Source organism: Desulfofundulus salinus (assembly GCF_003627965.1).
Taxonomy (GTDB): domain Bacteria; phylum Bacillota; class Desulfotomaculia; order Desulfotomaculales; family Desulfovirgulaceae; genus Desulfofundulus; species Desulfofundulus salinus.
Genome location: NZ_RBWE01000001.1, coordinates 116,833 through 140,488, shown reverse-complemented (window position 1 = coordinate 140,488; position 23,656 = coordinate 116,833). Strand labels below are relative to the sequence as shown.

Genomic DNA, 23,656 nt, shown 5'->3' with positions numbered 1-23,656 from the left:
AGTAAAACCGTTACCAACGGCATCATAGCAGGCCACTAAACATTTACAGGCGGGCAAAAACTAAAGGTGGCAGATCCAACTGCCACCTTAAATTACCCCTCAATTACGATACCGCCTTCAACCGGGCCAGGGCGCGCTTCAAGGCCAGTTCGGCCCTGACCACATCAATGTCCGGCGTTCTGGCTGCCAGCCGTTGTTCGGCCCTGGCTTTGGCCGCTTCGGCCCGCTCCCGGTCGATTTCGTCGTCCCGCTCTGCAGTACGGGCCAGGACGGTGACCCGGCTGTTCCGTACCTCGACAAATCCCCCGCTTATCGCCACCTTGAAGGTCCTGTTATCCTCCTGGACCTTCATCACACCGATCTTTAAGGCGCTAACCAGGGGAGCGTGATCCGGCAGGAAGCCCAGTTCGCCTTCCACGCCCGGCACCACCACAAAGCGGACATCGCCGCTGTATACCTTGCGCTCGGGAGTGACAATTTCCAGGCGTTGGGTTTTTTCCGCCATTTTACGCACTTCCCTCTGCTAAGCTTTTCGCCTTGGCCACCGCGTCGTCGATGGTACCCACCATGTAGAACGCTTCTTCGGGCAGGTCGTCGTGCTTGCCCTCCAGGATTTCCTTGAAGCCGCGGATGGTTTCCTTAAGCGGCACGTACACGCCCGGCCGGCCGGTGAACTGCTCGGCCACGTGGAAGGGCTGGGACAGGAAGCGCTGCAGCTTCCGGGCCCGGGCCACGATCAGTTTGTCCTCGTCGGACAGTTCTTCCATACCCAGGATGGCGATGATGTCCTGCAATTCCTTGTAGCGCTGCAGAACCTTCTGCACGCCCCGGGCCACCTCGTAGTGCTCCTGGCCCACCACGTTGGGGTCGAGGATGCGGGAGGTGGAGTCCAGGGGGTCCACCGCCGGGTAAATGCCCAGCTCGGCGATTTGCCGGGAGAGCACCACGGTGGCGTCCAGGTGGGCAAAGGTGGTCGCCGGCGCCGGGTCGGTCAGGTCGTCAGCGGGCACGTACACGGCCTGCACCGAAGTAACCGAACCCTTCATGGTGGATGTAATCCGCTCCTGCAGCTGACCCATTTCCGTGGCCAGGGTGGGCTGGTAACCCACGGCCGAGGGCATCCGGCCCAGGAGGGCGGAAACCTCGGAACCGGCCTGGGTGAAGCGGAAGATGTTGTCGATGAACAGGAGCACGTCTGCCCCTTCTTCATCCCGGAAGTATTCGGCCATGCACAGCCCGGTCAGGCCCACCCGCAGGCGGCATCCCGGCGGTTCGTTCATCTGGCCGAACACCATGATGGTCTTGTCAAGCACGCCCGCCTCGGTCATCTCCCGGTAGAGGTCGTTGCCCTCGCGGGTCCGTTCGCCCACGCCGGCAAACACGGAGATACCGCCGTGCTGCTTGGCAATGTTGTTGATGAGCTCCATCACGATAACCGTCTTGCCCACGCCGGCGCCGCCGAACATGGCGATCTTGCCGCCCTTTAAGAAGGGCACCAGCAGGTCGACCACCTTCAGACCGGTTTCCAGCTGCTCGGCCCGGGTGGACTGCTCCGCCAGGGGCGGGGCTGGCCGGTGAATGGGATAATAGTAGTCGCTCTTAATGGGGCCCTTACCGTCAATGGGCTCACCCAGCACGTCCACCAGGCGGCCCAGGACGGCCCGCCCCACGGGAACGGTGATGGGCTTGCCGGTATCAATCACTTCCATGCCCCGCACCAGACCGTCGGTGGAGGACATGGCCACAGTGCGCACGATGTTGTTGCCCAGGTGCTGCGCCACCTCCAGGGTCAGGTCCTCCTGCCCTTCGCGGCGGATCTTCAGGGCATTATAGATATCAGGCACCTGGCCGGGTGGGAAGCGGACGTCCACCACCACGCCAATGACCTGTACTACATGACCAACATTCATCAGCTACTCCGTACCTCCTTCGCGCGAAGCTTAAGTTAGCCCGGGAAACGGTCACGGTTACTCCAGGGCCGCTGCTCCGCCGACAATTTCGGAAATTTCCTTGGTAATGGCGGCCTGGCGGGCCCGGTTCATGGACAGGGTCAGCCTGTTGATCATATCGCCAGCGTTCTTGGTGGCGTTGTCCATGGCGGTCATGCGGGCGCTGTGCTCGCTGGCCTTGGATTCCAGAAGGCCGTGAAAGACCATGTTCTCCACGTACATGGGCAACAGCTCGGACAATACGCTTTCTGCCGAAGGCTCGAAGATATACTCCACCCTGCCGGGCTTTCCCTCGCCGTTTTCCTGCCCCTCGGGAGGCTCCACGGGGAGGAGTTTGACCACCCTGGGCCGCTGTACCAGCACGTTGACAAACTCGCTGTAAATGAGGTAGACGGCGTCAAATTCCCCCGCCGCATATTTATCCATAACGTAGCGAGCAATCTCCTGGGCGTGGCTTAACCTGATGGTCTCGCCCAGGCCCACGTACTGCTGGGCGATATTGTAACCCCGGCGGCGGAAGTAGTCGCGGCCTTTACGCCCTACACAGACCAGGTGTAATTCGGCGTTGATGTTCTTTGTTTCCTGAATGGTCCTGCGGATCAGGTTGGCGTTAAAACCGCCGCACAACCCCCGGTCGGCAGTGATAAGGACGTAGGCCACTCTTTTGGGCTCCCGTACCTCCAGAAGGGGATGCTTAACCCCGGCCGCGGCGGTGCCCACCCGCCCCAGGACGTCTTTCATCCGCCGGGCGTAGGGCCTGGCCGACAGAACCTGCTCCTGGGCACGGCGCATCTTGGCGGCGGAAACCGCCTTCATGGCCTTGGTGATCTGCTGGGTGCTCTTGATACTTTTAATACGCCGCCGCAAGTCCCGTAAACTTGGCACTCTTTTTCACCACCTCGCGTCGCTACTACCGGAAGACCGGGAAGCGTTGATCAGGCAGTCCGGGCCACAAAGCCCTTCTTGAATTCGACAATGGCCGCTTTCAATTTTTCTTCCGTTTCCCTGGACAGCTCACCGGTCCTGGCAATGGCTTCGCCCACTTCCGGATGGCTGGTGTGCATATAGTTCAAGAACTCTTCTTCAAAGGGAAGCACCCTCTCCACCGGCAGGTCGTCCAGGTAGCCGTTTACACCAGCATAAATAACCATAACCTGGTCTTCCACCGCCATGGGAGCGTACTGCTTTTGCTTGAGCAGTTCCACCATGCGCTGGCCGCGGATCAAACGGGCCTGGGTGGCCTTGTCCAGGTCGGAACCGAACTGGGCGAAGGCGGCCAGCTCGCGGTACTGGGCCAGGTCCAGGCGCAGCCGTCCGGCTACCTGCTTCATGGCCTTGATCTGGGCGGCGCCGCCCACCCGGGATACCGACAGACCAACGTTAATGGCCGGACGGACACCTGCGTAGAACAGGTCGGGCTCCAGGTAAATCTGGCCGTCGGTAATGGAAATCACGTTGGTGGGAATGTAGGCCGAAACGTCACCGGCCTGGGTTTCAATGATGGGCAGGGCCGTTATGGAACCGCCTCCCAGCTCGTCGTTGAGCTTACAGGCCCGCTCCAGCAGGCGGGAGTGCAGGTTGAACACGTCGCCGGGATAGGCCTCGCGGCCGGGGGGACGCCGCAAGAGCAGGGAAAGCTCGCGGTAGGCCACGGCCTGCTTGGAAAGGTCATCGTAGACAATCAGCACGTGTTTACCCTGCTCTAAAAACTCCTCGCCCATGGCGCAGCCGGCATAGGGAGCAATGAACAGTAGCGGTGCCGGGTCGGACGCGGTAGCCGAAACCACAATGGTGTAATCCATGGCGCCGAAATCGCGCAGGCGCTGTACCACGTTGGCCACCGTGGAGGCTTTCTGGCCGATGGCCACATAGATGCAGATGACGTCCTTACCTTTCTGGTTGATGATGGCGTCCACGGCAATGGCTGTTTTACCGGTTTGCCGGTCACCGAGGATCAATTCCCGCTGTCCTCTCCCGATGGGGATCATGGAGTCGATGGCTTTTAAACCAGTCTGCAGGGGCTGGTGCACGGGTTTGCGGGTGATAACGCCGGGGGCAATACGTTCAATGGGACGGAACTTGTCGCTCTTGATGGGACCCTTGCCGTCCAGGGGGCGTCCCAGGGGGTTAACCACCCGGCCGATCAGGGCATCGCCCACGGGTACGGAGGCAATACGTCCGGTCCGCTTGACGGTGTCCCCTTCCTTGATGTGTGTGTAGGCACCGAGCAAGACGCAACCGATGTTGTCCTCTTCCAGGTTGAGGGCCATGCCCAGGGTCGGTTCAGCGCCCTCTTCGGGGGCCGGAAATTCCAGCAGTTCCATAGCCATGCAGGCTTCCAGGCCGTAGACGCGGGCAATACCGTCACCGACCTGGATAACGGTGCCCACATCGCGCATTTCAATTTGCGCCTGGTATTTTTCAATCTGCTGCCGAATGATCGAGCTGATCTCTTCCGGTCGCAAATTCATGCTCCTAATTTCACCCCTATCGCATTAACTTATTTGCCTGAGGTGCTCTCTTAAGGTTGCCAGACGGGTACGCAGGCTGCCGTCGATAACCCGGTCGCCAATGCGCACCACCACCCCGCCAATTAGCGCGGGGTCCACGCTGTATGCGGTCTGCACTTTCTTGCGGGTAATTTTGTTCAAAACTTCCCCCAGTTTTTTCTTTTCTTCTTTAGTAAGTTCGATGGCACTGGCTACTTCAGCTTTCACGATATTGCGGGCCCGGTCGGCCAGGCTGGAATAATGGGCCACAATATCACTTAAGAAGGCTTCCCGGTGCCTGTCTACCAGTAAAAAGAGAAAATTCTCGGTAACGGGGGAAATTTTGCCGGAGAAGATATTTTTCAGCACATCTTTCTTTTCCTGTGCAGTAATGCGGGGATGATAGAGCACCTTTTGGAATTCACGGGAATCGGCTATGACCTGATCTACCGCCCTTAGCTCCTGCTCTACCTGATCCACCAGGCCTTGCGCTTCCGCCAGGTCATAAAGGGCCTGGGCATAACGCTGCGCTACGGCCCCCTTTAACATGGCAGATCCCCCGTTTCTTTAATGAATTCCTGGACCAGGCTGTGTTGAATTTCGGGGGTGATGGTCTGGTTGATGATCTTTTGAGCCACCAGGATGGACAGTGAGGCCACCTGGTCGCGCAATTCTGCAACCGCCTTCTCCTTCTCCCGGGCAATTTCCTCAAGGGCGCTCTCCTTGATCCGTTGCGCCTCGGCCCTGGCTGCCTCAACAATCTCCTGGGCCTTTTCTTCACCGGCCTTGGTGGCCTGCTGGATGATGGCCTGGGCCTCTTCCCTCGCTTTTTGCATCTCAGCCAGGTATTGCTGGCGTAGCGCCTCGGCCTGTTTCCGCTCTTCTTCGGCGGCGGCCACGTTATTGGCTATATATTGCTGGCGTTGTTCCAGAATATTGACGATGGGCTTGTAGACAACTAAACGAAGGAATATGAGCAAAATGACAAAGTTAATGATCTGGGCCACCAGGGTATGATTAATTCCCAGCGCTTCCACCGGTTCCCCTCCTTCCTTACTACCCGTTGCCGTGGACAAAAGGGAGGCAATAGCAGGTAATTCAAAACCCGCTATGCCACCTTTTACCCACCGTTACCTGCGTTAACCACCGATTTTACCAAACAGCATGAAGGCAATAACTACCGCGATGATGGGCAGGGCCTCGATCAGACCCACAGAGATGAACATTGTGGTCAGCAGGTTACCTCTTAATTCGGGTTGGCGGGCCATCGCCTCCACCGTGCGACCGGTAACCAGACCGTCGCCGATACCGGCACCCAGGGCGGCCAGACCCACGGCTAAAGAGGTACCGAGGGCAGCAGCAGCTCCCACATCCATCACTTTCCCCTCCTTTCTCCAAAAATTCCCATTTTGCTAAAACCATATCTCTATTAAGAGATGGGAAAAACTTAATGTTCGTGTTCTTTAACTACCTGAGAAATGTAGGCAATGGTAAGCATGGTAAAGATAAAGGCCTGGATAAACCCTACAAAGATACTGAAGGCCAGCCACACTACCGAAGGGATAAACCCGCCAAAGATAAAGGTGTTCAGTCCCAAAAGCCCCAGGAGAACCGCAATGAGAACCTCGCCGCCGTATATGTTCCCGTATAGACGGAAGGCCAGCGTTACCGGTTTAGCCAGTTCTTCAACAATGGTCAGTGGCAGGAAGAAGGGAAACGGTTCCAGGAAGTGCTTGAAATGCCCGGCCCCTTTGTAGCGGATCCCCATGAATTGGACAAGGAAGAAAACCATTATGGCCATCCCGGCGGTGGTGTTCACGTCTGCGGTGGGCGACATCATGGTGGGAACCAGGCCCCAGAGGTTACTGAAGAGAAGGAAGATGAAGAGTGTAAAGATCAGGGACATCAGGCCTGCGCCCTTCTTGGGGTCCATATTTTCGTAAACCAGGCCCCGCAAAAACTGGAAGATCTCCTCCACCATCAACTGGAGTTTACCCGGCCGTTTCATATTCATGTTGCGGGTGGCCGACACGGTGAAGAGGATCACCAGTAACATGACGATCCAGGTCATCACCAGTGTCTTGGGATTCAGGACAATATGGGTGTTGCCCAGGGTAAATTCCCATGGATGGTGGGGGAAACCCCACACGTTTAATTCCTCGTGGATTTGTTCCAGGCTTTTCACCAGTTATCACCTCCTTCTTTTTAAATTTTTTCTTCTATCCTGGAAAACACTCCCCCCTCAGAGCGGCTCAGGCGCGCCGCGTGAACAGCCGCGTCCACAGCGGTAATACAGGGGACGGCCAAAAGGCCCGCCCCCAGCCAGTACACATTTACATTTGCCACCCGGCTGGCCAGCAAAACCACGGCTGCCACCAGCACCAGGCGCATGATTAAGCCCTGGCGCATGTAGCTCCGGGCACCGCTCCTGTCCAGCGAGCCCAGGCGCTTGATCCGCAGGGCCAGGGAGACGGTATTGTACAGCCCGGTGGCCAGGCCGAGAAAAAGGCCCCACGCCAGGGAGTCCCCCGGGTTGGCCGCAATGGCCAGCAACACCAAAACGAGCAACGCTCCGGTGATGCGGGTTGTGCGCTTTAACTGGTTATCCAGTTCGGGAACGGGTGATAAGGAAGGCACAGGGCTTTACCCCCAGTCTTTGAAAAAACGTGACACGGTCTGGACTACCCCCCAGATGCCGGCGGCAGTCCCCAGCAGGATGCCCGCCGTCATCAGCCAGGGCCCGGTATGTAACTGGTAATCCAGCCACCGGCCGGTGTAAAACCCGGCGGTAACCATGATGGCCATTTCCATGCCGATGGTGGTGGTAAGGGCCAGGGCCGCCAGGACACGGCCTCCCACCCGGCGCTCGCCCATGGTAGGTCACCTTTCCTGGTGCGGGTGCGACAACCTGTCACTTTTTGTCAGAAAAAATGTCGGCTGCGTTACACCCGTCACAAAGTTATTGTTCTACATAAAGTCGTTTATTCCTTCACCGCCGGAAGACTTTTTTCATAAGAAATGGTCCTGCATTTACTCAAAAGGCTCCGGCGGTTCGTCACTCAGGCCGAAGTGGTACAGAATGGCCTGGCTGATGCGCCGGGAAGCCCGGCCGTCCCCATAGGGGTTTACTGCTTCGGCCATTTGCCGGTAGTGGGCTGCGTCTTCCAGCAGGCGCCTGGTTTCGTTGTAAACCGCCTCCCGGGTTGTACCCACCAGGCGTACGGTACCGGCCCGTATGGCTTCGGGACGTTCGGTGGTGTTGCGTAGCACCAGTACGGGCTTGCCCAGGGCCGGGGCCTCTTCCTGCAACCCGCCCGAGTCGGTGAGCACCAGGTAGCAACGGTTCATCAAGTTGACGAAGGGCTGGTAAGAAAGGGGCTCGATAAGGTGCACCCGGGGCAGCTCCCCCAGCACTTCCTGCACTACCCCGCGTACCGCCGGGTTCATGTGCACGGGAAAGACTATCTCCACATCGGGATAAAGGGCAACGATATCCCGCAAAGCCAGGTAAATCTCCCGCATGGGTTCGCCCAGGTTCTCCCGGCGGTGGGTGGTCACCAGCAGCACCCGCCGGCGCCGGTAATCTATACCGGCCAGTCCAGCATTGCTGAACCGGTAATCTGGGTCCACGGTGGCCAGCAGTGCGTCGATGACGGTATTTCCCGTGACAAAGATCTTTTCCGGGGCCACCCCTTCCCGCAGCAGGTTATCCCGGGCGGTGGCGGTGGGGGCAAAGTGCAGGTCGGCCACCACCGCCGTGAGGTGGCGGTTTATTTCCTCGGGAAAGGGGGAATATTTGTCCCCCGTGCGCAGGCCTGCCTCCACGTGGCCCACCGGTATTTGAAAGTAAAAGGAGGCTAAAGCGGCCACAAAGGTGGTGGTAGTATCGCCGTGCACCAGCACCAGGTCCGGCCTTTCCTGTGCTATGACCTGCTCCAGGCCGTCCAGCGCCCGGCGGGTGATGTCGAAGAGGCTCTGGCCGGGCCTCATGATATCCAGATCGTGGTCGGGAGTAATCCGAAAAAGATGCAGCACCTGATCCAGCATCTCCCGGTGCTGGGCGGTAACGGCCACCCGGCAGAGGACCCGGTTCGAGTGGCGCTGTAGCTCCTTGATGAGGGGGGCCATCTTGATGGCCTCCGGCCGGGTGCCGAAAACAGTTAGAACCTTGAGCATAGTTTGTCTCCTTGGACTGGTAATTAAACGACAAATCCCCGCGGATTAACTATATGCAGCTTATCCTTGAAATATAAGGGAGTAAATTCCATCCCCATCATCCTTTGCGGAAGTGCCCCCGGGGGCCACCCACATTGTAAAAGGCGGAATTAAAGTTGCGGTACAGGGATTTATACCCGGCAATGCGGTGCCATTTTTTAATGAATCCCGGCGGCAGGTCCTCCCGCAAAACCACCTGGGACCAGCCCCCGGGCAGGGGATAGGCGTAATAGGGCTTGTCCTTCGGCACCCCCCGGATAAAGATCACCTGGGGAACGGTCCATTCCAGGCGGGCCAGGTAGACCCGGTGCATGCCGTCGCAGATGATGTTGAATACCGATCCGTCGGCCTCCACCGATTCCTCGATGACAGGCGGCAGGAGGTCCACCGGCTCATCGTAACCGGCCAGGTAAAGGGTAACATACCCTTCGAGGTGGAAGAGGTCACAGTCGTGGCGGGCCAGTTCCCACCTCAGCTCCCGCACCTTTTGCAGTTCACCGGTGAGGACGTAGGATTGAGCCGGGGCCAGAAAATTCGTGTGGATTTTTTCCAGGGAGATGAAGACGTCCCGGTATATGTAACAGTCCGGGTCGGTGAGCATGGTAACCCGGCGCAGTTTGTCCACAAGTTCCTCGGGTGTATGGCGTACCACTTTGGTTATTTCCATGAATAAGTACCTCTCCTCTTTTGCTCAAGTTCGTCGAGGGCCCGGGCAATCCGACTTGTATTCCGCACAATGATGTCCGGCCGGGGCCATTCACCCCATAACACCCGGGCCATGGCCGGGTACTCCCGCTCGGGGCGGGACAGGACCCAGATGGTGGCCAGCCCCATGTTTATGGCCGGCAGGATATCCTTTTCATAGGTATCCCCGATCATGACGGAACGCCGGGGGTCGGCACCCAGAGCCTCCAGTGCGGCCCGATAGAGCTCTTCTGCCGGCTTTTTCCTGCCAACGCGAAAACTCAAAGCGGCGTAGTCCACCAGAGCGGCGATATCCGGACAGGCACCTAAAAAGGCCCGGTAGTAGGGAACCCAGATGTCCGAGACCAGGCCCACGGCAAAGCCCAGTTCCCGGGCCCGCATGACCGCCCTGGCCGCGCCCGGTATTTCCACCGCGGCCTTCTCCTGGTCAACCCAGAGGCGCGTGAGGGCCTCCTCTTGCTGCCGGTCCAGGGAGGTCACCTCAGCCAGGGCGGCGCAAACTTCCCGGGGGCCGGCAAACTCCCGGCACATAATTACATCCCCCACCAGCCGGTCCTGCCCCGGGGGCAGTCCCAGCAGCCGGGCAATTTGTTTTGTTGGAGACACTTCCGGTCCGGTGATCAGGGTGGCTCCGATATCGAAAAGGGCTGCCTTTCGTTTGGCGATGGACGTTCACTCCTGTTTTTTTAAAACATCATTCTATTAACCAAACAACAGTTCTAAAAAGATCAGGGCTTTTCCCACAGTTCCACCTGTACGCCGTGGCGGCGCAGGAATTCTATGCCCTCATCGGTGCCCCGGTAATCCCGGCGCACCACCACCCGGGACAGGGCGCAGGAGACAATCAGCTTGGCGCAGGTCAGGCAGATGTCGGCGTTCACGTACATGGTGCCGCCGCCCACGGCCAGGCCGCGCTTGGCGCAAAGGCAGATGGCGTTTTGCTCGGCGTGGACGCAGGGCTTGTAGTCTTCCCGGCCGGCCAGATCCTTCAGGCATTGGCCGGTATCAATACAGTGCTCCGCTCCGCTGACCACCCCGTTGTAGCCGTGGGAAATAATCCGCCGGTCCACCACAATGACGGCCCCCACCTTTTTGCGCAGGCAGGTGGAGCGCCGGGCAATAACGTCAACCACTTCCATATAAATCTCATCGAATGAAGGCCTTTTAACCAGGGCTGCTCACCTCCGGTCTCCAGGAACGGCGGGGCGCCGGTCCTTTGTTCTCTTAGTGCCCCGCCTAATACAGCGGGTACCGGCGGCACAGCCCGGCCACCATTTCACGCACCCGATTCAGGCGGTCCGGGTCATTCCGGAAACTCAAAGCCAGGTGGATGATTTCGGCCACCGTCTCCATATCCGCTTCCTTCAGGCCGCGGGTGGTCACCGCCGGCGTGCCGATGCGTATCCCGCTGGCCACCGCCGGGGGCTGCGGGTCATAGGGAATGGCATTTTTGTTCACCGTCACGCCGACGGAATCCAGGACGGTTTCCGCCTCACGGCCGGTAACTCCCTTGTTGCGCAAATCCACCAGCATCAGGTGGTTATCGGTGCCGCCGCTGACCAGTTCAAAGCCCCGGTCCATCAGAGCCCGGGCCAGGGCACGGGCGTTTTTGACGATCTGCCGCTGGTACTCCTTAAATTCCGGCTGCTGCGCCTCTTTGAGGGCCACGGCCTTGGCGGCAATGACGTGCATCAGGGGCCCCCCCTGGATGCCCGGGAAAACCGCCTTGTCAATGGCCGCGGCGTATTTAGCCCGGCACAAAATCATGCCCCCCCGGGGGCCGCGCAGAGTTTTATGGGTGGTGGTGGTCACCACATCGGCGTAGGGCACCGGGTTCATGTGCTCCCCGGCGGCCACCAGTCCGGCAATGTGGGCCATGTCCACCATCAGGTAGGCCCCCACTTCCCCGGCAATTTCCTTAAACTTATAAAAGTCAATGGCCCGGGGGTAGGCGCTGGCCCCGGCCACGATGATCTTCGGCTTATGTTCAAAGGCGGCGGCAAAAACCTTCTCGTAGTTGATCAGGCCTGTATCCTTTTCCACCCCGTAAAAAGCTACCCGAAAGTATTTCCCGGACATATTCAAGGGGCTGCCGTGGGTGAGGTGACCGCCGTGGGCCAGGTTCATGCCCAGGATGGTATCCCCCGGTTCCAGCAGGGCGAAATAAACCGCCATATTGGCCTGGGCACCGGAGTGGGGCTGCACATTGACATGCTCGGCACCAAAGAGTTCCTTCGCCCGGTTAATTGCCAGTTCCTCCGCAATATCCACGAACTGGCAGCCGCCGTAATAACGCCGCCCGGGATAACCCTCAGCGTACTTGTTGGTCAGCACTGAACCCTGGGCCTCCATTACCGCCCGGCTGGCGGCATTTTCCGAAGCGATCAGTTCCAGGGTATCGCGCTGGCGGCCCAGCTCCAGCTCAATTGCCCGGGCAATTTCAGGATCCACTGCAGCTAATGATCTGTTCATTTCCATGTTATACAGTTTCCTCCCCCACGACGTGCTTTTGCGGCTAACGGTCAGTACACCCGCCGTATTTCTTTTCAATCTCGGCGATCTTGGCCACCCGCCGGGCGTGGCGCCCGCCGGCAAATTCAGAAGCCAGCCACACCCGGACGATCTCCCGGGCCAGCCCGGGGCCGATTACCCGCTGGCCCATGGTCAGGATATTGGCGTCGTTGTGCTCCCGGGAAGCCCGGGCGGAAAAGGTATCGTGACAAAGGGCCGCCCGGATGCCGGGCACCTTGTTGGCCGCAATGGCCACCCCAATCCCCGTACCACAGCAAAGGATGCCCAGCTGGTATTCCCCGCTGCGTACGGCCTCGGCCACCAGGAGGGCAAAATCGGGGTAATCTACTGCTTCTTCCGAATAGGTGCCGAAATCATGAAAGGAAATGCCGTTCTCCCGTAAAAAAGAAATAACCTCTTCCTTTAAGCGAAAGCCACCGTGATCGGCGGCCAGGGCAATCCGCACGGACCAACTTCACCCCTATCTCCAAAAAAGAAATACAACCAGTTTCTTTCTACAAAAAACGCTATTTTCCTGCTTCAATTTATGCAGGCCCCGGCTGCCCGGGTTCTGTCTTTTGATCGCCGGAAGGCGGGGCCGCCCCGGGGTCCGGGCTTGCTTGTGCCGGCCCGGCTTTTTCGGCAGCCAGCCTGTCCAGGGCCAGGGAGATCAGATAACGCAGCTCGCCGGCACACTGGCGGTAAACATCCACCGGTCCGCCGAAGGGATCGGGGACATCACCACCCCTGCCGGCGTATTCGGCCAGGGTAAAAATTTTTTCTGCCAGATCCGGCGCCTGTTCCTGGATCAGTTGTTTGTGGCTTTTAGTCATGGTCAGCACCAGGTCGGCCTCTTCCACATCCCGGCGGGTAAGCAGGGTGGCCCGGTGGGATCGCAAATCCAGGCCCATTTCCTCCATCACCGCCACGGCCTGCGGCGATGCCTCGCTACCGGGCAGGGCGGCTATCCCCGCGGAAACAACTTCAATCTCCCCCTGCAAACCCTTCCTGGCCACCATGTCCCTGGCCAGAGCCTCCGCCATACTGCTCCTGCAGGTGTTGCCGGTGCACACAAAGAGTATTTTCCTGGTCATGATCACGCCTCCCGGTAATGCTATCAACACTCACAAAAACAGCTTAACCCCGATACCCACCAGGATCAGCCCGCCCAAAAGCCGCGCACGTTCCCCCACTATATGCCCCAGGTAGCGGCCCAGCACCAACCCGGAAAAGGTCATGAGACCGGCCACCAGCCCGAAGGTAAGCACGGTAAAAAGCAGCTGCGTCCGCAGGGTACCCAGGGTAAAACCTACACTCAAGGCATCCATGCTTACGCTGGCCCCCAAAAGAAACAACCCCCAGTTGTTCAGCAAAACAATGCGCGGCTCTTCCCGGCTAAAGGCTTCCCTGATCATGCGCAGGCCCAGGTAAAGGAGCAGCACTGCTCCCGCTATGGTGGCCGCGCGGCCCAAAAACCCCCCCACCAGTTCCCCTGCTTGAAAGCCCAAAAGGGGCATGGCAATGTGGAAAAGAAGCACGGTCAAAGTAATGAGCAATATTTGCAGGCGTCTGACTCCGGTCATTCCAATGCCCAGGCACAGGGAAAAGGCATCGGTGCCCAGGGCCACCGCCAGCAAAAGCAAGGTTGGAATACTCACCGCTGTTGCCTCCAGAAAACTCCTTCTACACTGAGTTATCCCCATTTCTAACCTGGCCTGTTTTGGCTCTCGCTCGCTCCGGTGAGCCTCACACCCGCTCAATGCGGTTGTCCGCGGCCCGCCGCAGGCGGTTCATCACGGCCAGCCCCATGCCCCGGGGCTCTATACCCTCGGCCAGGATGATGTCCACCCCCAGTTCATCAAACCGGCGTAAAGCGCCAAAAAGCCTGGAAGCGATGGTGGCAGGATCTTTTCGCCAGCCTGCCACCACGACCTGGCCCTCTTTGTATTCTCCCGCTGTTTCCGCAGTGGCCAGAATACCTACCCGCCAGCCCCGGGATAGGTAGCTTTCGGCCAGTCCCTTCAACCGGGCCGCCACCCGTTCCGGCTCCCCCTCCACCAGCACCAGGGGGGCCCGGGGGGCGTAATGCCGGTACTTCATCCCCGGCGAACGGGGGCGAAATTCGCCGGCAGGAGAACCACGGTCGGGCACGCCATCAATGCCCGGGTCTACCCGCACCTCACCAATAACCTTTTCCAGTTCCTCGCGAGTTATACCCCCGGGACGGAGAATCACGGGCACATCCCCGGTAAGATCCAGTACCGTTGACTCAAGACCCACCCCCGCGGGACCGCCGTCCAGGATGACTTCAATCCGGCCGTTCAGGTCTTGTAGAACGTGCTCGGCGGTGGTGGGGCTGGGGCGGCCGGAAAGGTTGGCGCTAGGCGCCGCCACCGGCACCCCGGCGGCCGCAATCAGGGCCAGGGCCACGGGGTGAGCGGGCATGCGTATGCCCACGCTGTCCAGCCCTGCCGTCACCTGCCGGGGAATAGTATCCGCCGCAGGCAGCACCAGCGTAAGGGGACCCGGCCAGAAAGCGTCCATCAGCTTGCCGGCACTGGCAGGCACCCGGCAGGCCAGCCGGCCTACCGTTTCCCGGTCGGCCACGTGGACAATCAAGGGGTTGTCCTGGGGACGCCCCTTGGCTTCAAAGATGCGGGCTACGGCAAGGGCATCCAGGGCATTGGCTCCCAGGCCGTAAACCGTTTCGGTGGGAAAGGCCACGAGCCCACCCTGACGCAAAATTAACCCGGCCCGGGCCATGATCCCGGGATCGGGTCTGGCAGGATCCACCCGCCAGTACGCCGTCCGCCCCGCCGGATTCTTCGATCGCTCCATGGTAACACCTTCGTTTTGGAAACTTTGCCGGTTAGTATACCACAAAAAGTATACCACAAAATGGCGCCCAAAAGATACAACCCTTACAGACGGAAAACCAATGGATGGGAAAGTTGTTTTGTAATACAATAGATACGGAGGAGGAAACGGACCGGATTGTTAAGATTGATTCAGCAGGGGAGACATTCAAGTTTTATGGATATGGATGTTATAGTTGCTGAAAAACTAACCAAGGAATATAACGGTAAAGTGGCCGTACGCGGCATCGACTTTCGCGTGCGGCCCCGGGAATGCTTCGGCTTTCTCGGCCCCAACGGGGCGGGGAAAACCACTACCGTGAACATGATCTACTGCCTGTCCCCCGTTACATCCGGGAGGCTCACCGTCCTGGGCATGGATGTACAAAAAAAGTCCCGGGAAATAAAAAGCCGCCTGGGAGTGGTGCCCCAGGAAAACAACCTGGACCCGGATTTAAAGGTGATGCAAAACCTGCTGGTCTACGCCAATTATTTCCGCATCCCGGCGTCCACTGCCCGCGCCCGTGCCATGGAACTGCTGGAGTTTTTCGACCTGGCCGACCGGGCTCAAGACCGGGTGGACCGCCTGTCCGGGGGAATGAAACGCCGCCTCACCATCGCCCGGGCGCTGATCAATAACCCCGACCTGGTGATCCTGGACGAACCCACCACCGGGCTCGACCCCCAGGCGCGCCACCTGGTCTGGCAGCGCCTGCGCCGCCTGAAAGAGCGGGGGGTGACCCTGCTGCTGACCACCCATTACCTGGAGGAGGCCAGCCAGCTCTGCGACCGCCTGGTAATCATGGACAAAGGGGAAATCCTGGAGGAAGGGGATCCCGGCGGGCTGGTGGCCAAACACATTGGGCGGGAAGTGGTGGAGGTGGGCCTGGGCCGGATGGAGTACGCCGAACAGTTCCAGCCAGCGGTCAACTGCGATGATACGATAAAAATGGTTGTGGGCCGGACTAAACAACTGCTCCGGGACCACCTGGCGGTGGGGGATAACCTATTCCTTTTCCCCCGGGATAACGGCCAGGCGCTGCTAAAGGTTTTGCAGTCCATGCCCGTGCGTTTTTCCCACCTGTTGCTGCGCCCCGCCACCCTGGAGGACGTGTTTTTAAAGCTCACCGGAAGGGGGTTGCATTCTTGAGGTCGATTGACACTTCCCCCCTGGTATGGCAGGTGCTGCGCCGCCACCTGATCGTGTTCAGCCGCAACTGGAAAACAAACCTTTCATTTAACTTCTTTGAACCCCTCCTGTACATTGCGGCGCTGGGACTGGGGCTGGGCGCCTACGTAAAACCCATGGAAGGGCTGCCTTACCTGCATTACCTGGCCCCCGGCCTGGTGGCCTCCTCGGCCATGTTCGCCACCAGTTACGAGTGCACCTACGGCACCTTTGTGCGCATGGAATACCAGAAAACCTTTCACGCCATGGTGGCCACCCCGGTGAGCATAGACGATGTAATTGTGGCCGAAATACTGTACGGCACTTTTAAAAGTGTCCTCTACGGCTCGGTGATCCTGGTGGTCATCCTGGCCCTGGGCCTGGTGGCCTCGCCCTGGGCGCTGCTGGTGCCCCCGGTGCTGGCCGTGGCGGGGCTTTTATTTGCCGTTCTTTCCATGATCTGGACGGGGCTGGTGCCCAACATGGAAAATTTCAACTACTTCTTCTCCCTGATCATGACGCCCCTTTTTCTCTTTTCCGGCGTCTTTTTCCCCTTGAGCGGCCTGCCCCGGATAATACAAACGCTGGCCTGGGCCAGCCCCCTTTACCACGTGGTCAACCTGGCACGCGGCCTGGTGCTGGGCCAGGTACATAGCGGCTTAATCTGGGATTTCATCTGACTGGTGACATTAACCGCCGTGCTGTTTCCCCTGCCCCTCTACCTGATGCGCCGGCTGGTGATTAAATAGTTCTCCGCCCTTTCTCCCGCATGGAGGCGGAAGTGAAAAACATCCATCGCCTGAAAACACAATCATGAATTCATGGTCCGGACGTACGCTCCCCCAGCTTCACCAGGGGGAGTTTTTCTTCCGATCCAGTGAGCAGGCGGCGGCGCTGCCGGGCACGCCAGACGGCCGTGCCGCCCTGGACCAGGACGAAAAACGCTGCCGCCAGCAGTACAATGGAACCGCCGGGTGCCGTGCCCAGGTGGTAGGAAAGGACCAGGCCCCAGAAGCAAACCGTTACACCCAGGACCAGGGAAAGCCAGAAAAGGCGCCGGAAACTGCCGGAAAGCAGCTGGGCGGTAAGCACCGGTATGACCATCAGGGCGCTGACCAGCAAAATCCCCACCACCCTGGCGGCTACGGATACGGTCAGGGCCACCAGCAGGATGAAGAGCACATTCAGGCGGTCCACCGGCAAACCGGCCACCCGGGCGCATTCCCCGTCAAAGGAGATAAAAAACAACTCTTTATAGAAAAAGGCCAGTAACCCCAGCACTACCGCCCCTACCACCATGATAAGGAGTAAATCCCCGGGACCTACGGTCAGAATGCTGCCGAAAAGGTAGCCCATAATGTCCACGTTAAAGCCCCGTGCCAGGCTGATCAGGACCACGGCCAGGGCCAGGCCGCTGCTCATCATCAGGGCCAGGACGGCCTCCCCGTGCAACCGTCCGGCGGCCCGCAGGCGTTCGATACCCAGGGCGGCCGCCAGGGCCACGGCCAGAGTGGTCAGGGACGGGGAAATGCCCAGGATCATGCCCAGCGCCACCCCGGCCAGGGATACGTGAGCCAGGGTGTCGGCCATAAAGGCGTACCGGCGCATGACCAGAAACACGCCTGCCGCCGGGCAGAGGATGCCCACCACCAAACCAGCCAGTAGCGCCCGGACCATAAAATCGTATGAGAAAATTTCCCCCATAATGAATCCCCTTCTTTATTGTGAGTCAGCTTCTTAGGTGCGGCGTTGTCTGGTGGCCGTGCACTACCCGCCGGACCGGTATCCCGTAAAGACGGGTCAGGTTGGCGGTGGTCAGTACCTGGGATGGGACACCGTGGCAGATCAGGCAGCGGTTGATGCAGGCCACTTTGCCCACCCGGCGGGCCACGGTGCCGGTATCGTGGGACACGGTGACCAGGGTGATACCCATATCCCGGTTGAGGCGCTCCAGCAAAGTATAAAAGGAATCAAGCGCCCGGCTGTCCAAACCCACCACCGGTTCGTCCAGCACCAGCAATTCGGGCTTGCCCACCAGTGCCCGGGCAATAAACACCCGCTGCTGTTGCCCGCCGGAAAGGTTGCCAACGGTCCGGTGTCCGGCACCGGCCAGCCCTACCAGTTCCAGGGTTTCCTCCACTGCCCGGCGGTCGTCCTTCCCCGGGCGGCGCCCCGGGCCCAGGAGGCCAAAACGGCCGGTAAGAACCACTTCTTCCACCGTGGCCGGAAAACGGGTATCAAAACTGGTGGCCTTCTGGGGCACGTAGCCAACCCGGTGCCACTGGCGAAAGCGGTTTACGGGGCTGCCAAAAAGCCTGACCTCCCCGGAAAGGGGCTTTAACAAGCCCAGGATCAACTTTACCAGGGTAGTCTTGCCCGAACCGTTGGGGCCCATCAGGGCGAGAAAATCCCCCCTGGCCACGGTAAGGTTAATATGTTCGAGAACCATTTCCTCACCGTAGCTGAAGGAAAGATCCTTTACTTCCACTACAGGGTTCATGATTTACCCCCCAGGGCAATCTTTAAGTTGGCCAGGTTTTGCCTCATGATGGAAAGGTAATTTTCTCCCCGGCTTTCTTCCTCCGGGGTCAGGCCTTCAATGGGGTTAAGCACCAGCGTTTGGGCCCCCACCTCTTGAGCCAGGGTTTCGGATATTTTAGAGCTAACCAGGGTTTCAAAGAAAATGTACTTCACCCCGTGTTCCCGGCAAAAGGCCACAATCTCGCGCATGCGGGCCGGATCGGGCTCGCTCTCGGGAGAAAGGCCCATCACCGAAACCTGTTGCAGCCCGTAACGCCGGGCCAGATAGCCAAAGGCCGCGTGGGAGGTAACGAACTCCCGGCTCTTGAAGCTTTGCGCGGCTTCCCGGTATTCCCGGTCAAGAGCCTGGAGTTTGGCCATATACTCTTCGGCCCGGGATTTATAGTAGGATGCGTTGTCTGGATCCACGGCGATAAAGGCATCCCGTATATGCCGCACCATTTCCTGTGCCAGCACCGGATCCAGCCAGACATGGGGATCCACACCGGCAGGCCCTGCCTTTTCCTCGCCCTTGTGGTGTTCATGGCCGTGCTCCGGGGTGCCGGAAATAAGATCCAGGCCGCGGCTGGCCTCGACCACTTTTATCCCTTTTCCGGCAAGCATGCCCAGCTGCCGCTGGACCCAGGGTTCCAGGCCGGCGCCGTTATAGATGAAAACCTTTGCCCGGGTAAGGGTAACCATATCTTTGGGCGTCGGTTCCCAGTCGTGGGGCTCCGCGCCGGCAGGCAAGAGCCTGGTGACCTCCACCTTATCCCCTCCTACCTGGCGGGCAAAATCGTAAAGGGGATAGACAGTGGTCACCACTGCTATTTTTTCCTCCCCCGGCGGGCCGGAGGCGGCAGTGGTGCTGCAAGCGGATAGGATGAGTAATAACAAGCCCGCAAGAAGCAAAAAAGGCCCCTTTGGTTTCAAGTACCCAACCCCCCCGGAGATCATTACGGATAAACTTCCCTCCGACCGTATGATTAATTCTGGTTAGTATTTACTGACATCTCTGGCAATATCCGTAGATTTCAAACGCATGGCCGGTAACTTTAAACCCGGGTCTTTCTACCTGCACCCGGGCCAGGCACTCCTCCGGGCATAAGGGCAGTTCCTCAGCCCGGCCGCATTTCAGGCAAACCAGATGGTGGTGGTGCCCATTGCCGGCAAACTCAAAGCGCCGGCAGCCGTCAGAGAAATCCAGTTCACTGGCCAGGCCGCAGCGGGTTAAAAGGCGCAGGGTGCGGTAAATGGTGTCAAAGCTGACACTGGCGTAGCGCCTCTGAACCCGGCGCCAGATTTCCTCGGCGCTGAAGTGTTCTTCCTTATCTGCATCCTCAATTAAAACGCGCAACACCTCCTGACGCTGGGGTGTCAGGCGCACACCCTGTTCCCTGAGCTTGAGCAGCGCATCCTCCAGTTTCATAGGTATGCCTCCCAGATCAGAATCATTCCAATGTACTAGTTTTTATTATTTAATCAAATAACCTGTCTTTTGTCAAGAACCGCTGTTCTAAAAAATGGTATCCGGGGAATATGCTGTAGTGTCCTGTGGCAGTTGTATAAGCGGCATAAACGGGGAATTCTTGCGGTCGGGGTGAGGGGCTTGACTTTTGGTGTTACCCATTTATCGGCCTTTGGCCTGGGCCTCCTGCATGCCCTGGAACCGGGACACGGTAAGGGCATTATGGGGACCTACCTGGTTCTTTCCCGGGGACGGGCTGTAGATGCACTGCTATTGGGGCTGATCACGGCGGTCACCCATACCCTGGTGGTGCTGGTCCTGGCCATGGGCGCCCGCTGGGTCACCTGGCTCACCGTGGCGACGGCGGGAATGCCCCGGCAGGAACTGGAAGTGTGGCTGCAGCTGATCTCGGGCGTGCTCATTGCTTTTATCGGCCTGCGGCTGCTTTTTACTCGGGGTGGCTGCTGCCCCCACTGCGGCCGGCCGGGATACCTGCCGGTGGGAGCCGGAGTACGCCGGGACCGCTGGGGGCTGTTACTGGTGGGAGTCACAAACGGTCTGGTCCCCTGTCCGGGGGCTTTGACGGTAATGCTGCTCTCCATCGGCAGCGGCACCCCCCTGGCGGGGTTAAGCCTTGTCCTGGCCTTTGGGCTGGGAGGGGCACTGGCCCTGGTGGGTGTGGGACTGCTTTTCGTGAAGCTTTCCAACCTGGCTCAGAACATGCTGGGGCAGCGCAGCTGGCGCTGGCTCACGGTGACCAGCGGCGTGCTAATCGTTTTCATTGGTGTACTCACCGCGTGGACGGCCTTTCCATAGGGCCGGCGGCCTTCTTTTGTGCTACCACCAGCCGCTCCCGGCCGGCCAGGTCCCGCCGCACCCGGTAGCGCCAGGCGCCTTCCGGAAGCAGCCGGGACATGAGGGGAGCCTGGGAGGGGTCGATCTCCATGAGCAGGTACCCTCCCGGCGCCAGCAGCTCCCGGGCCTGGGGAACCAGGCGCCGGTAGAGCTCCAGGCCGTCACGGCCGCCGTCTAAAGCCAGGTGCGGCTCATGGCGGGCCACATCTGGCATCAGCTTTTTGATTTCGTCAGAGGGTATATAGGGCAGGTTGGCGGCCACCAGGGACAGGCTGCCGGGTGGAAGGACTTTTTGCAGCGGGGACAGCAAGTCCCCGGCCAAAAAGATGATACGGCCAGCTACCCGGTGCCGCCGGGCGTTTTCGGCGGCCACCGCCAGGGCCGCCGGGGAAATGTCGGTGGCATAGATGGTACCCTTACCCAGGTAGTGGGCCAGGCTGACGGCAATGGCTCCGCTCCCCGTGCCCACATCAGCCAGTAAAAGCCGCTCTTCATCCGGCACCGCCCCGCCGGTCAACAGCTCGAGGGCCACCTCCACCAAAAGCTCCGTTTCCGGACGGGGAATGAGCACATCCCGGGTAACCCGAAAGGAAAGCCCCATAAACTCCCGGCAACCCGTCAGGTAGGCCACCGGTTCCCCGGCGGCGCGTCTTTGCAGCAGCTCCTGGAATTTCCCTTCCTCCTCCACGGTGAGGGGGCGGTTGGCATCCCGGTATAAACCCACCCGGTCCGTGCCGGTAACATGGGCTAAGAGCACCTCCGCCTCCAGGGGTGCGGCGTCAATGCCCTTCTGGTGCAGGAAAGCCCTGGCCAAGGCCAGGGCGGTGGCAATATCCATAAAAAACTCCCCTCGATTTATGCGTTATCCACCTGCTGCAGGCGCCGGGCCTGATCCGTGGTGACCAGGGCGTCGATAATTTCATCCAGCTCGCCCATGAGCACTTCCTCAAGGCGGTGGATGGTTAAACCGATGCGGTGGTCGGTGACGCGGTTTTGCGGAAAGTTATAAGTGCGGATCCGCTCGCTGCGGTCCCCGGTACCGACCATGGAGCGGCGGGCGGAGGCAATTTTTTGCTGTTGCTCCTCCTGCAACCGGTCCAGCAAACGGGCCCGCAGGACCCGCATGGCCTTTTCCTTGTTTTTGTGCTGGCTTTTTTCATCCTGGCAGGAGACCACGATTCCCGTGGGCAGGTGGGTAATGCGCACCGCGGACTGGGTTGTGTTCACCGACTGGCCACCCGGCCCGGTGGAACAAAAGACATCTATGCGCAGGTCGTTGGGGTTGATCTCCACATCCACTTCCTCAGCTTCCGGCAGGACGGCCACCGTCGCGGCAGAAGTATGGATGCGCCCCCCCGACTCGGTGGTGGGCACCCGCTGCACCCGGTGCACGCCGCTTTCAAACTTCAACTTGCTGTAAGCCCCCTTGCCCTCGATGAGAAAGATGACTTCCTTGATACCGCCCAGATCGGTGTAGCTGGTATTCATCAAATCAATTTTCCAGCCCTGGCGCTCGGCATACCGGGTGTACATGCGAAACAGGTCGGCGGCAAAAAGGGCCGCCTCCTCCCCCCCGGTACCGGCGCGTATTTCCATAATGACGTTCTTCTCATCATTGGGGTCCCTGGGCAGCAGCAGCACTTTTAATTTGTGCTCCAGTTCCTCTTTCTTCTCCTCCTGCGCCTCAAGCTCCGTCTCCACCAGCTCCCGGAAATCCGGCTCCAGCTTTTCCCTCAAGAGTTCCTTTGCTTCCTGGATGTCCCGGCACACCTTTTTATACTCACGGTACACGCCGACTATCTCTTCCAGTTCCGCATGGGCCTTGACATATTGCTGCCAGCGCGCCCGGTCGTTAATTACTTCCGGGTCGGCAATCAAGTTGCTCAATTCCTCATAGCGCTGCTCCAGGCTGTCCAGTTTGTCGAGCATGCCTTGCATCACCTCCTAGCACCGCTCCCAGGGCGGAGATGGCCACTTCCACCTGGTCATTATCGGGCTCCCGGGTGGTCAGGCTCTGCAGCCACCGGCCGGGAACGATGAAAAGCCGGCACAGGAAGAAATCGGGATACCTGGCCGAAAGCTTTAACAGTTCATAGGAAACTCCCGCCAGTACGGGCAACAACAAAATGCGGGAGGTAATCCTCCACCAGAGTACCTGCTCACCCAGCAGGGAGAAAAGAAAAATGCTTACCACCAGCACTATGAGGATAAAACTGGTGCCGCAACGGGGGTGAAAGGTGGAGTAGCGCTGTACATTGGGCACGGTAAGCTCCTCGCCGGCCTCATAGGCATTGATCACCTTGTGTTCAGCCCCGTGGTACTGAAAGACCCGCCGGATATCGGGCAGCATCCCAATTGAGGCCACATAAAGGAGAAAGACGCCCAAACGAATTACTCCTTCGACAAAATTCTGGACCAGAACCCCCCGCACAAAGCCGGCCAGGAAATGAGCGAGACCGGCGGGCAGGATCACGAACAAAAATATCCCCAGAGCCAGGGCCACTGTCAGGGTTAAAACAATGTCCCGGGTGCTCAGTTCCTCCTCCTCCCCCACGGCCTGGTTGGCCGAAAAGGAGAGGGCCTCCAGGCCCATGACCAGGGATTCAATCAATACCACCACTCCCCTGACGAGGGGCCATTTCAGCACGGGGAACCGGGCAGCCAGGGAACCCACGGGCCTGGTATCCAGAACAACGGTGGCATCTGGCCGCCGCACCGCCACGGCCCTTAATGCCGGTCCCCGCATCATTACTCCCTCAATAACGGCCTGCCCGCCGTATTGAAAATCGCCCATCATACTCTCCCCTTACGCTCACTGGAGGCGAAACCGCCCGGTGCGGCGCATACCCGCCGCGAAAAAAGTCAAAAGATCTTTACTTTTACGGGCGGCATCTCCAAGCAAATAGCAGAGCCCCCGCTCT

29 protein-coding genes are annotated in these 23,656 nt (G+C 59.3%); 3 read left to right on the top strand and 26 right to left on the bottom strand.

What is annotated here, in order from left to right; translation table 11 throughout:
• Window positions 1-103: 103 nt before the first annotated feature.
• The 19 genes from D7024_RS00740 to D7024_RS00650 all read right to left on the bottom strand — a co-directional run bounded on the left by D7024_RS00740 (window position 104) and on the right by D7024_RS00650 (window position 14,707).
• Window positions 104-505 (bottom strand): F0F1 ATP synthase subunit epsilon, encoded by a 402-nt coding sequence (locus tag D7024_RS00740; protein WP_121450111.1) that lies wholly within the window; start codon window positions 503-505, stop codon window positions 104-106.
• Window position 506: 1 nt separating this feature from the next.
• The gene (gene atpD / locus D7024_RS00735; protein ID WP_013824409.1) at window positions 507-1,910 is read right to left on the bottom strand and encodes a F0F1 ATP synthase subunit beta; all 1,404 of its coding nucleotides are present in this window, start codon (window positions 1,908-1,910) and stop codon (window positions 507-509) included.
• Between the two features lie 57 nt (window positions 1,911-1,967).
• Window positions 1,968-2,834, bottom strand: coding sequence for an ATP synthase F1 subunit gamma (gene atpG, locus D7024_RS00730; protein WP_121450110.1), 867 nt, complete (start codon window positions 2,832-2,834; stop codon window positions 1,968-1,970).
• Window positions 2,835-2,884: 50 nt separating this feature from the next.
• Window positions 2,885-4,420 (bottom strand): F0F1 ATP synthase subunit alpha, encoded by a 1,536-nt coding sequence (gene atpA, locus D7024_RS00725; protein ID WP_121450109.1) that lies wholly within the window; start codon window positions 4,418-4,420, stop codon window positions 2,885-2,887.
• Between the two features lie 24 nt (window positions 4,421-4,444).
• Entirely contained in the window at window positions 4,445-4,987 is a 543-nt protein-coding gene (locus tag D7024_RS00720; protein WP_121450108.1) for a F0F1 ATP synthase subunit delta, read from the bottom strand.
• On the bottom strand, window positions 4,981-5,475 hold the full coding sequence (gene atpF / locus D7024_RS00715) for a F0F1 ATP synthase subunit B (protein WP_121450107.1): 495 nt from the start codon (window positions 5,473-5,475) through the stop codon (window positions 4,981-4,983). The genes D7024_RS00720 and atpF overlap by 7 nt, the downstream gene beginning before the upstream one ends.
• 102 nt (window positions 5,476-5,577) lie before the next feature.
• Entirely contained in the window at window positions 5,578-5,814 is a 237-nt protein-coding gene (atpE, locus tag D7024_RS00710) for a F0F1 ATP synthase subunit C (RefSeq protein WP_013824414.1), read from the bottom strand.
• Window positions 5,815-5,885: 71 nt separating this feature from the next.
• Complete coding sequence (gene atpB, locus D7024_RS00705) at window positions 5,886-6,626, bottom strand: F0F1 ATP synthase subunit A (protein WP_121450106.1); 741 nt, start codon at window positions 6,624-6,626, stop codon at window positions 5,886-5,888.
• Between the two features lie 17 nt (window positions 6,627-6,643).
• Window positions 6,644-7,075, bottom strand: a complete 432-nt coding sequence (locus D7024_RS00700; protein ID WP_121450105.1) for an ATP synthase subunit I — start codon at window positions 7,073-7,075, stop codon at window positions 6,644-6,646.
• A 6-nt stretch (window positions 7,076-7,081) separates the two neighbouring features.
• Window positions 7,082-7,312, bottom strand: a complete 231-nt coding sequence (locus tag D7024_RS00695) for an AtpZ/AtpI family protein (protein ID WP_121450104.1) — start codon at window positions 7,310-7,312, stop codon at window positions 7,082-7,084.
• A 156-nt stretch (window positions 7,313-7,468) separates the two neighbouring features.
• Window positions 7,469-8,614: a non-hydrolyzing UDP-N-acetylglucosamine 2-epimerase gene (gene wecB, locus D7024_RS00690; protein ID WP_121450103.1), complete on the bottom strand. Its 1,146-nt coding sequence runs from the start codon at window positions 8,612-8,614 to the stop codon at window positions 7,469-7,471.
• A 97-nt stretch (window positions 8,615-8,711) separates the two neighbouring features.
• Complete coding sequence (locus D7024_RS00685; RefSeq protein WP_121450102.1) at window positions 8,712-9,320, bottom strand: hypothetical protein; 609 nt, start codon at window positions 9,318-9,320, stop codon at window positions 8,712-8,714.
• Window positions 9,311-9,964 (bottom strand): HAD family hydrolase, encoded by a 654-nt coding sequence (locus D7024_RS00680; protein ID WP_121450101.1) that lies wholly within the window; start codon window positions 9,962-9,964, stop codon window positions 9,311-9,313. Before D7024_RS00680 ends, D7024_RS00685 begins: the two co-directional genes overlap by 10 nt.
• A 122-nt stretch (window positions 9,965-10,086) precedes the next feature.
• On the bottom strand, window positions 10,087-10,530 hold the full coding sequence (locus D7024_RS00675) for a deoxycytidylate deaminase (protein WP_121450100.1): 444 nt from the start codon (window positions 10,528-10,530) through the stop codon (window positions 10,087-10,089).
• Between the two features lie 64 nt (window positions 10,531-10,594).
• Window positions 10,595-11,836 carry a serine hydroxymethyltransferase gene (glyA, locus tag D7024_RS00670; protein ID WP_121450099.1) on the bottom strand — a complete coding sequence of 414 codons (1,242 nt, stop codon included), beginning with the start codon at window positions 11,834-11,836 and terminating at the stop codon, window positions 10,595-10,597.
• 37 nt (window positions 11,837-11,873) lie between these two features.
• On the bottom strand, window positions 11,874-12,335 hold the full coding sequence (rpiB, locus tag D7024_RS00665) for a ribose 5-phosphate isomerase B (protein WP_121450098.1): 462 nt from the start codon (window positions 12,333-12,335) through the stop codon (window positions 11,874-11,876).
• 79 nt (window positions 12,336-12,414) lie between these two features.
• Entirely contained in the window at window positions 12,415-12,963 is a 549-nt protein-coding gene (locus tag D7024_RS00660; RefSeq protein WP_121450097.1) for a low molecular weight protein arginine phosphatase, read from the bottom strand.
• A gap of 30 nt (window positions 12,964-12,993) precedes the next feature.
• A complete protein-coding gene (locus D7024_RS00655) occupies window positions 12,994-13,527 on the bottom strand; it encodes a manganese efflux pump MntP (RefSeq protein ID WP_121450096.1) in 534 nt (177 codons plus the stop codon).
• 88 nt (window positions 13,528-13,615) lie between these two features.
• Window positions 13,616-14,707 carry an L-threonylcarbamoyladenylate synthase gene (locus D7024_RS00650; RefSeq protein WP_121450095.1) on the bottom strand — a complete coding sequence of 364 codons (1,092 nt, stop codon included), beginning with the start codon at window positions 14,705-14,707 and terminating at the stop codon, window positions 13,616-13,618.
• A gap of 195 nt (window positions 14,708-14,902) precedes the next feature.
• On the opposite strand from D7024_RS00650, the gene D7024_RS00645 reads away from it, so the two are divergent.
• Window positions 14,903-15,874, top strand: coding sequence for an ABC transporter ATP-binding protein (locus D7024_RS00645; protein ID WP_341466929.1), 972 nt, complete (start codon window positions 14,903-14,905; stop codon window positions 15,872-15,874).
• Entirely contained in the window at window positions 15,871-16,572 is a 702-nt protein-coding gene (locus tag D7024_RS00640; protein WP_243113636.1) for an ABC transporter permease, read from the top strand. Before D7024_RS00645 ends, D7024_RS00640 begins: the two co-directional genes overlap by 4 nt.
• A 139-nt stretch (window positions 16,573-16,711) precedes the next feature.
• Here D7024_RS00640 and D7024_RS00635 read toward each other — a convergent pair whose 3' ends face one another.
• From D7024_RS00635 to D7024_RS00620, 4 genes are all read right to left on the bottom strand, one after another.
• The gene (locus tag D7024_RS00635) at window positions 16,712-17,596 is read right to left on the bottom strand and encodes a metal ABC transporter permease (protein ID WP_121450094.1); all 885 of its coding nucleotides are present in this window, start codon (window positions 17,594-17,596) and stop codon (window positions 16,712-16,714) included.
• A 25-nt stretch (window positions 17,597-17,621) separates the two neighbouring features.
• Window positions 17,622-18,392, bottom strand: a complete 771-nt coding sequence (locus D7024_RS00630; RefSeq protein WP_121450093.1) for a metal ABC transporter ATP-binding protein — start codon at window positions 18,390-18,392, stop codon at window positions 17,622-17,624.
• Entirely contained in the window at window positions 18,389-19,345 is a 957-nt protein-coding gene (locus tag D7024_RS00625; RefSeq protein ID WP_121450092.1) for a metal ABC transporter substrate-binding protein, read from the bottom strand. The genes D7024_RS00630 and D7024_RS00625 overlap by 4 nt, the downstream gene beginning before the upstream one ends.
• Window positions 19,346-19,415: 70 nt before the next feature.
• Complete coding sequence (locus D7024_RS00620; protein ID WP_121450091.1) at window positions 19,416-19,841, bottom strand: Fur family transcriptional regulator; 426 nt, start codon at window positions 19,839-19,841, stop codon at window positions 19,416-19,418.
• Between the two features lie 171 nt (window positions 19,842-20,012).
• Between D7024_RS00620 and D7024_RS00615 the strand changes: the two genes are divergently transcribed.
• Complete coding sequence (locus tag D7024_RS00615; protein ID WP_121452396.1) at window positions 20,013-20,696, top strand: nickel/cobalt transporter; 684 nt, start codon at window positions 20,013-20,015, stop codon at window positions 20,694-20,696.
• Here D7024_RS00615 and prmC read toward each other — a convergent pair.
• Genes prmC through D7024_RS00600 form a run of 3 tightly spaced genes read right to left on the bottom strand, consistent with a single transcriptional unit; the run spans window position 20,671 to window position 23,532 of the window.
• Complete coding sequence (gene prmC, locus D7024_RS00610; RefSeq protein WP_121450090.1) at window positions 20,671-21,573, bottom strand: peptide chain release factor N(5)-glutamine methyltransferase; 903 nt, start codon at window positions 21,571-21,573, stop codon at window positions 20,671-20,673. The genes D7024_RS00615 and prmC overlap by 26 nt on opposite strands.
• 17 nt (window positions 21,574-21,590) lie before the next feature.
• Complete coding sequence (gene prfA, locus D7024_RS00605) at window positions 21,591-22,664, bottom strand: peptide chain release factor 1 (protein WP_121450089.1); 1,074 nt, start codon at window positions 22,662-22,664, stop codon at window positions 21,591-21,593.
• Entirely contained in the window at window positions 22,627-23,532 is a 906-nt protein-coding gene (locus D7024_RS00600; protein ID WP_165859215.1) for a DUF1385 domain-containing protein, read from the bottom strand. Before D7024_RS00600 ends, prfA begins: the two co-directional genes overlap by 38 nt.
• Window positions 23,533-23,656: the final 124 nt, after the last annotated feature.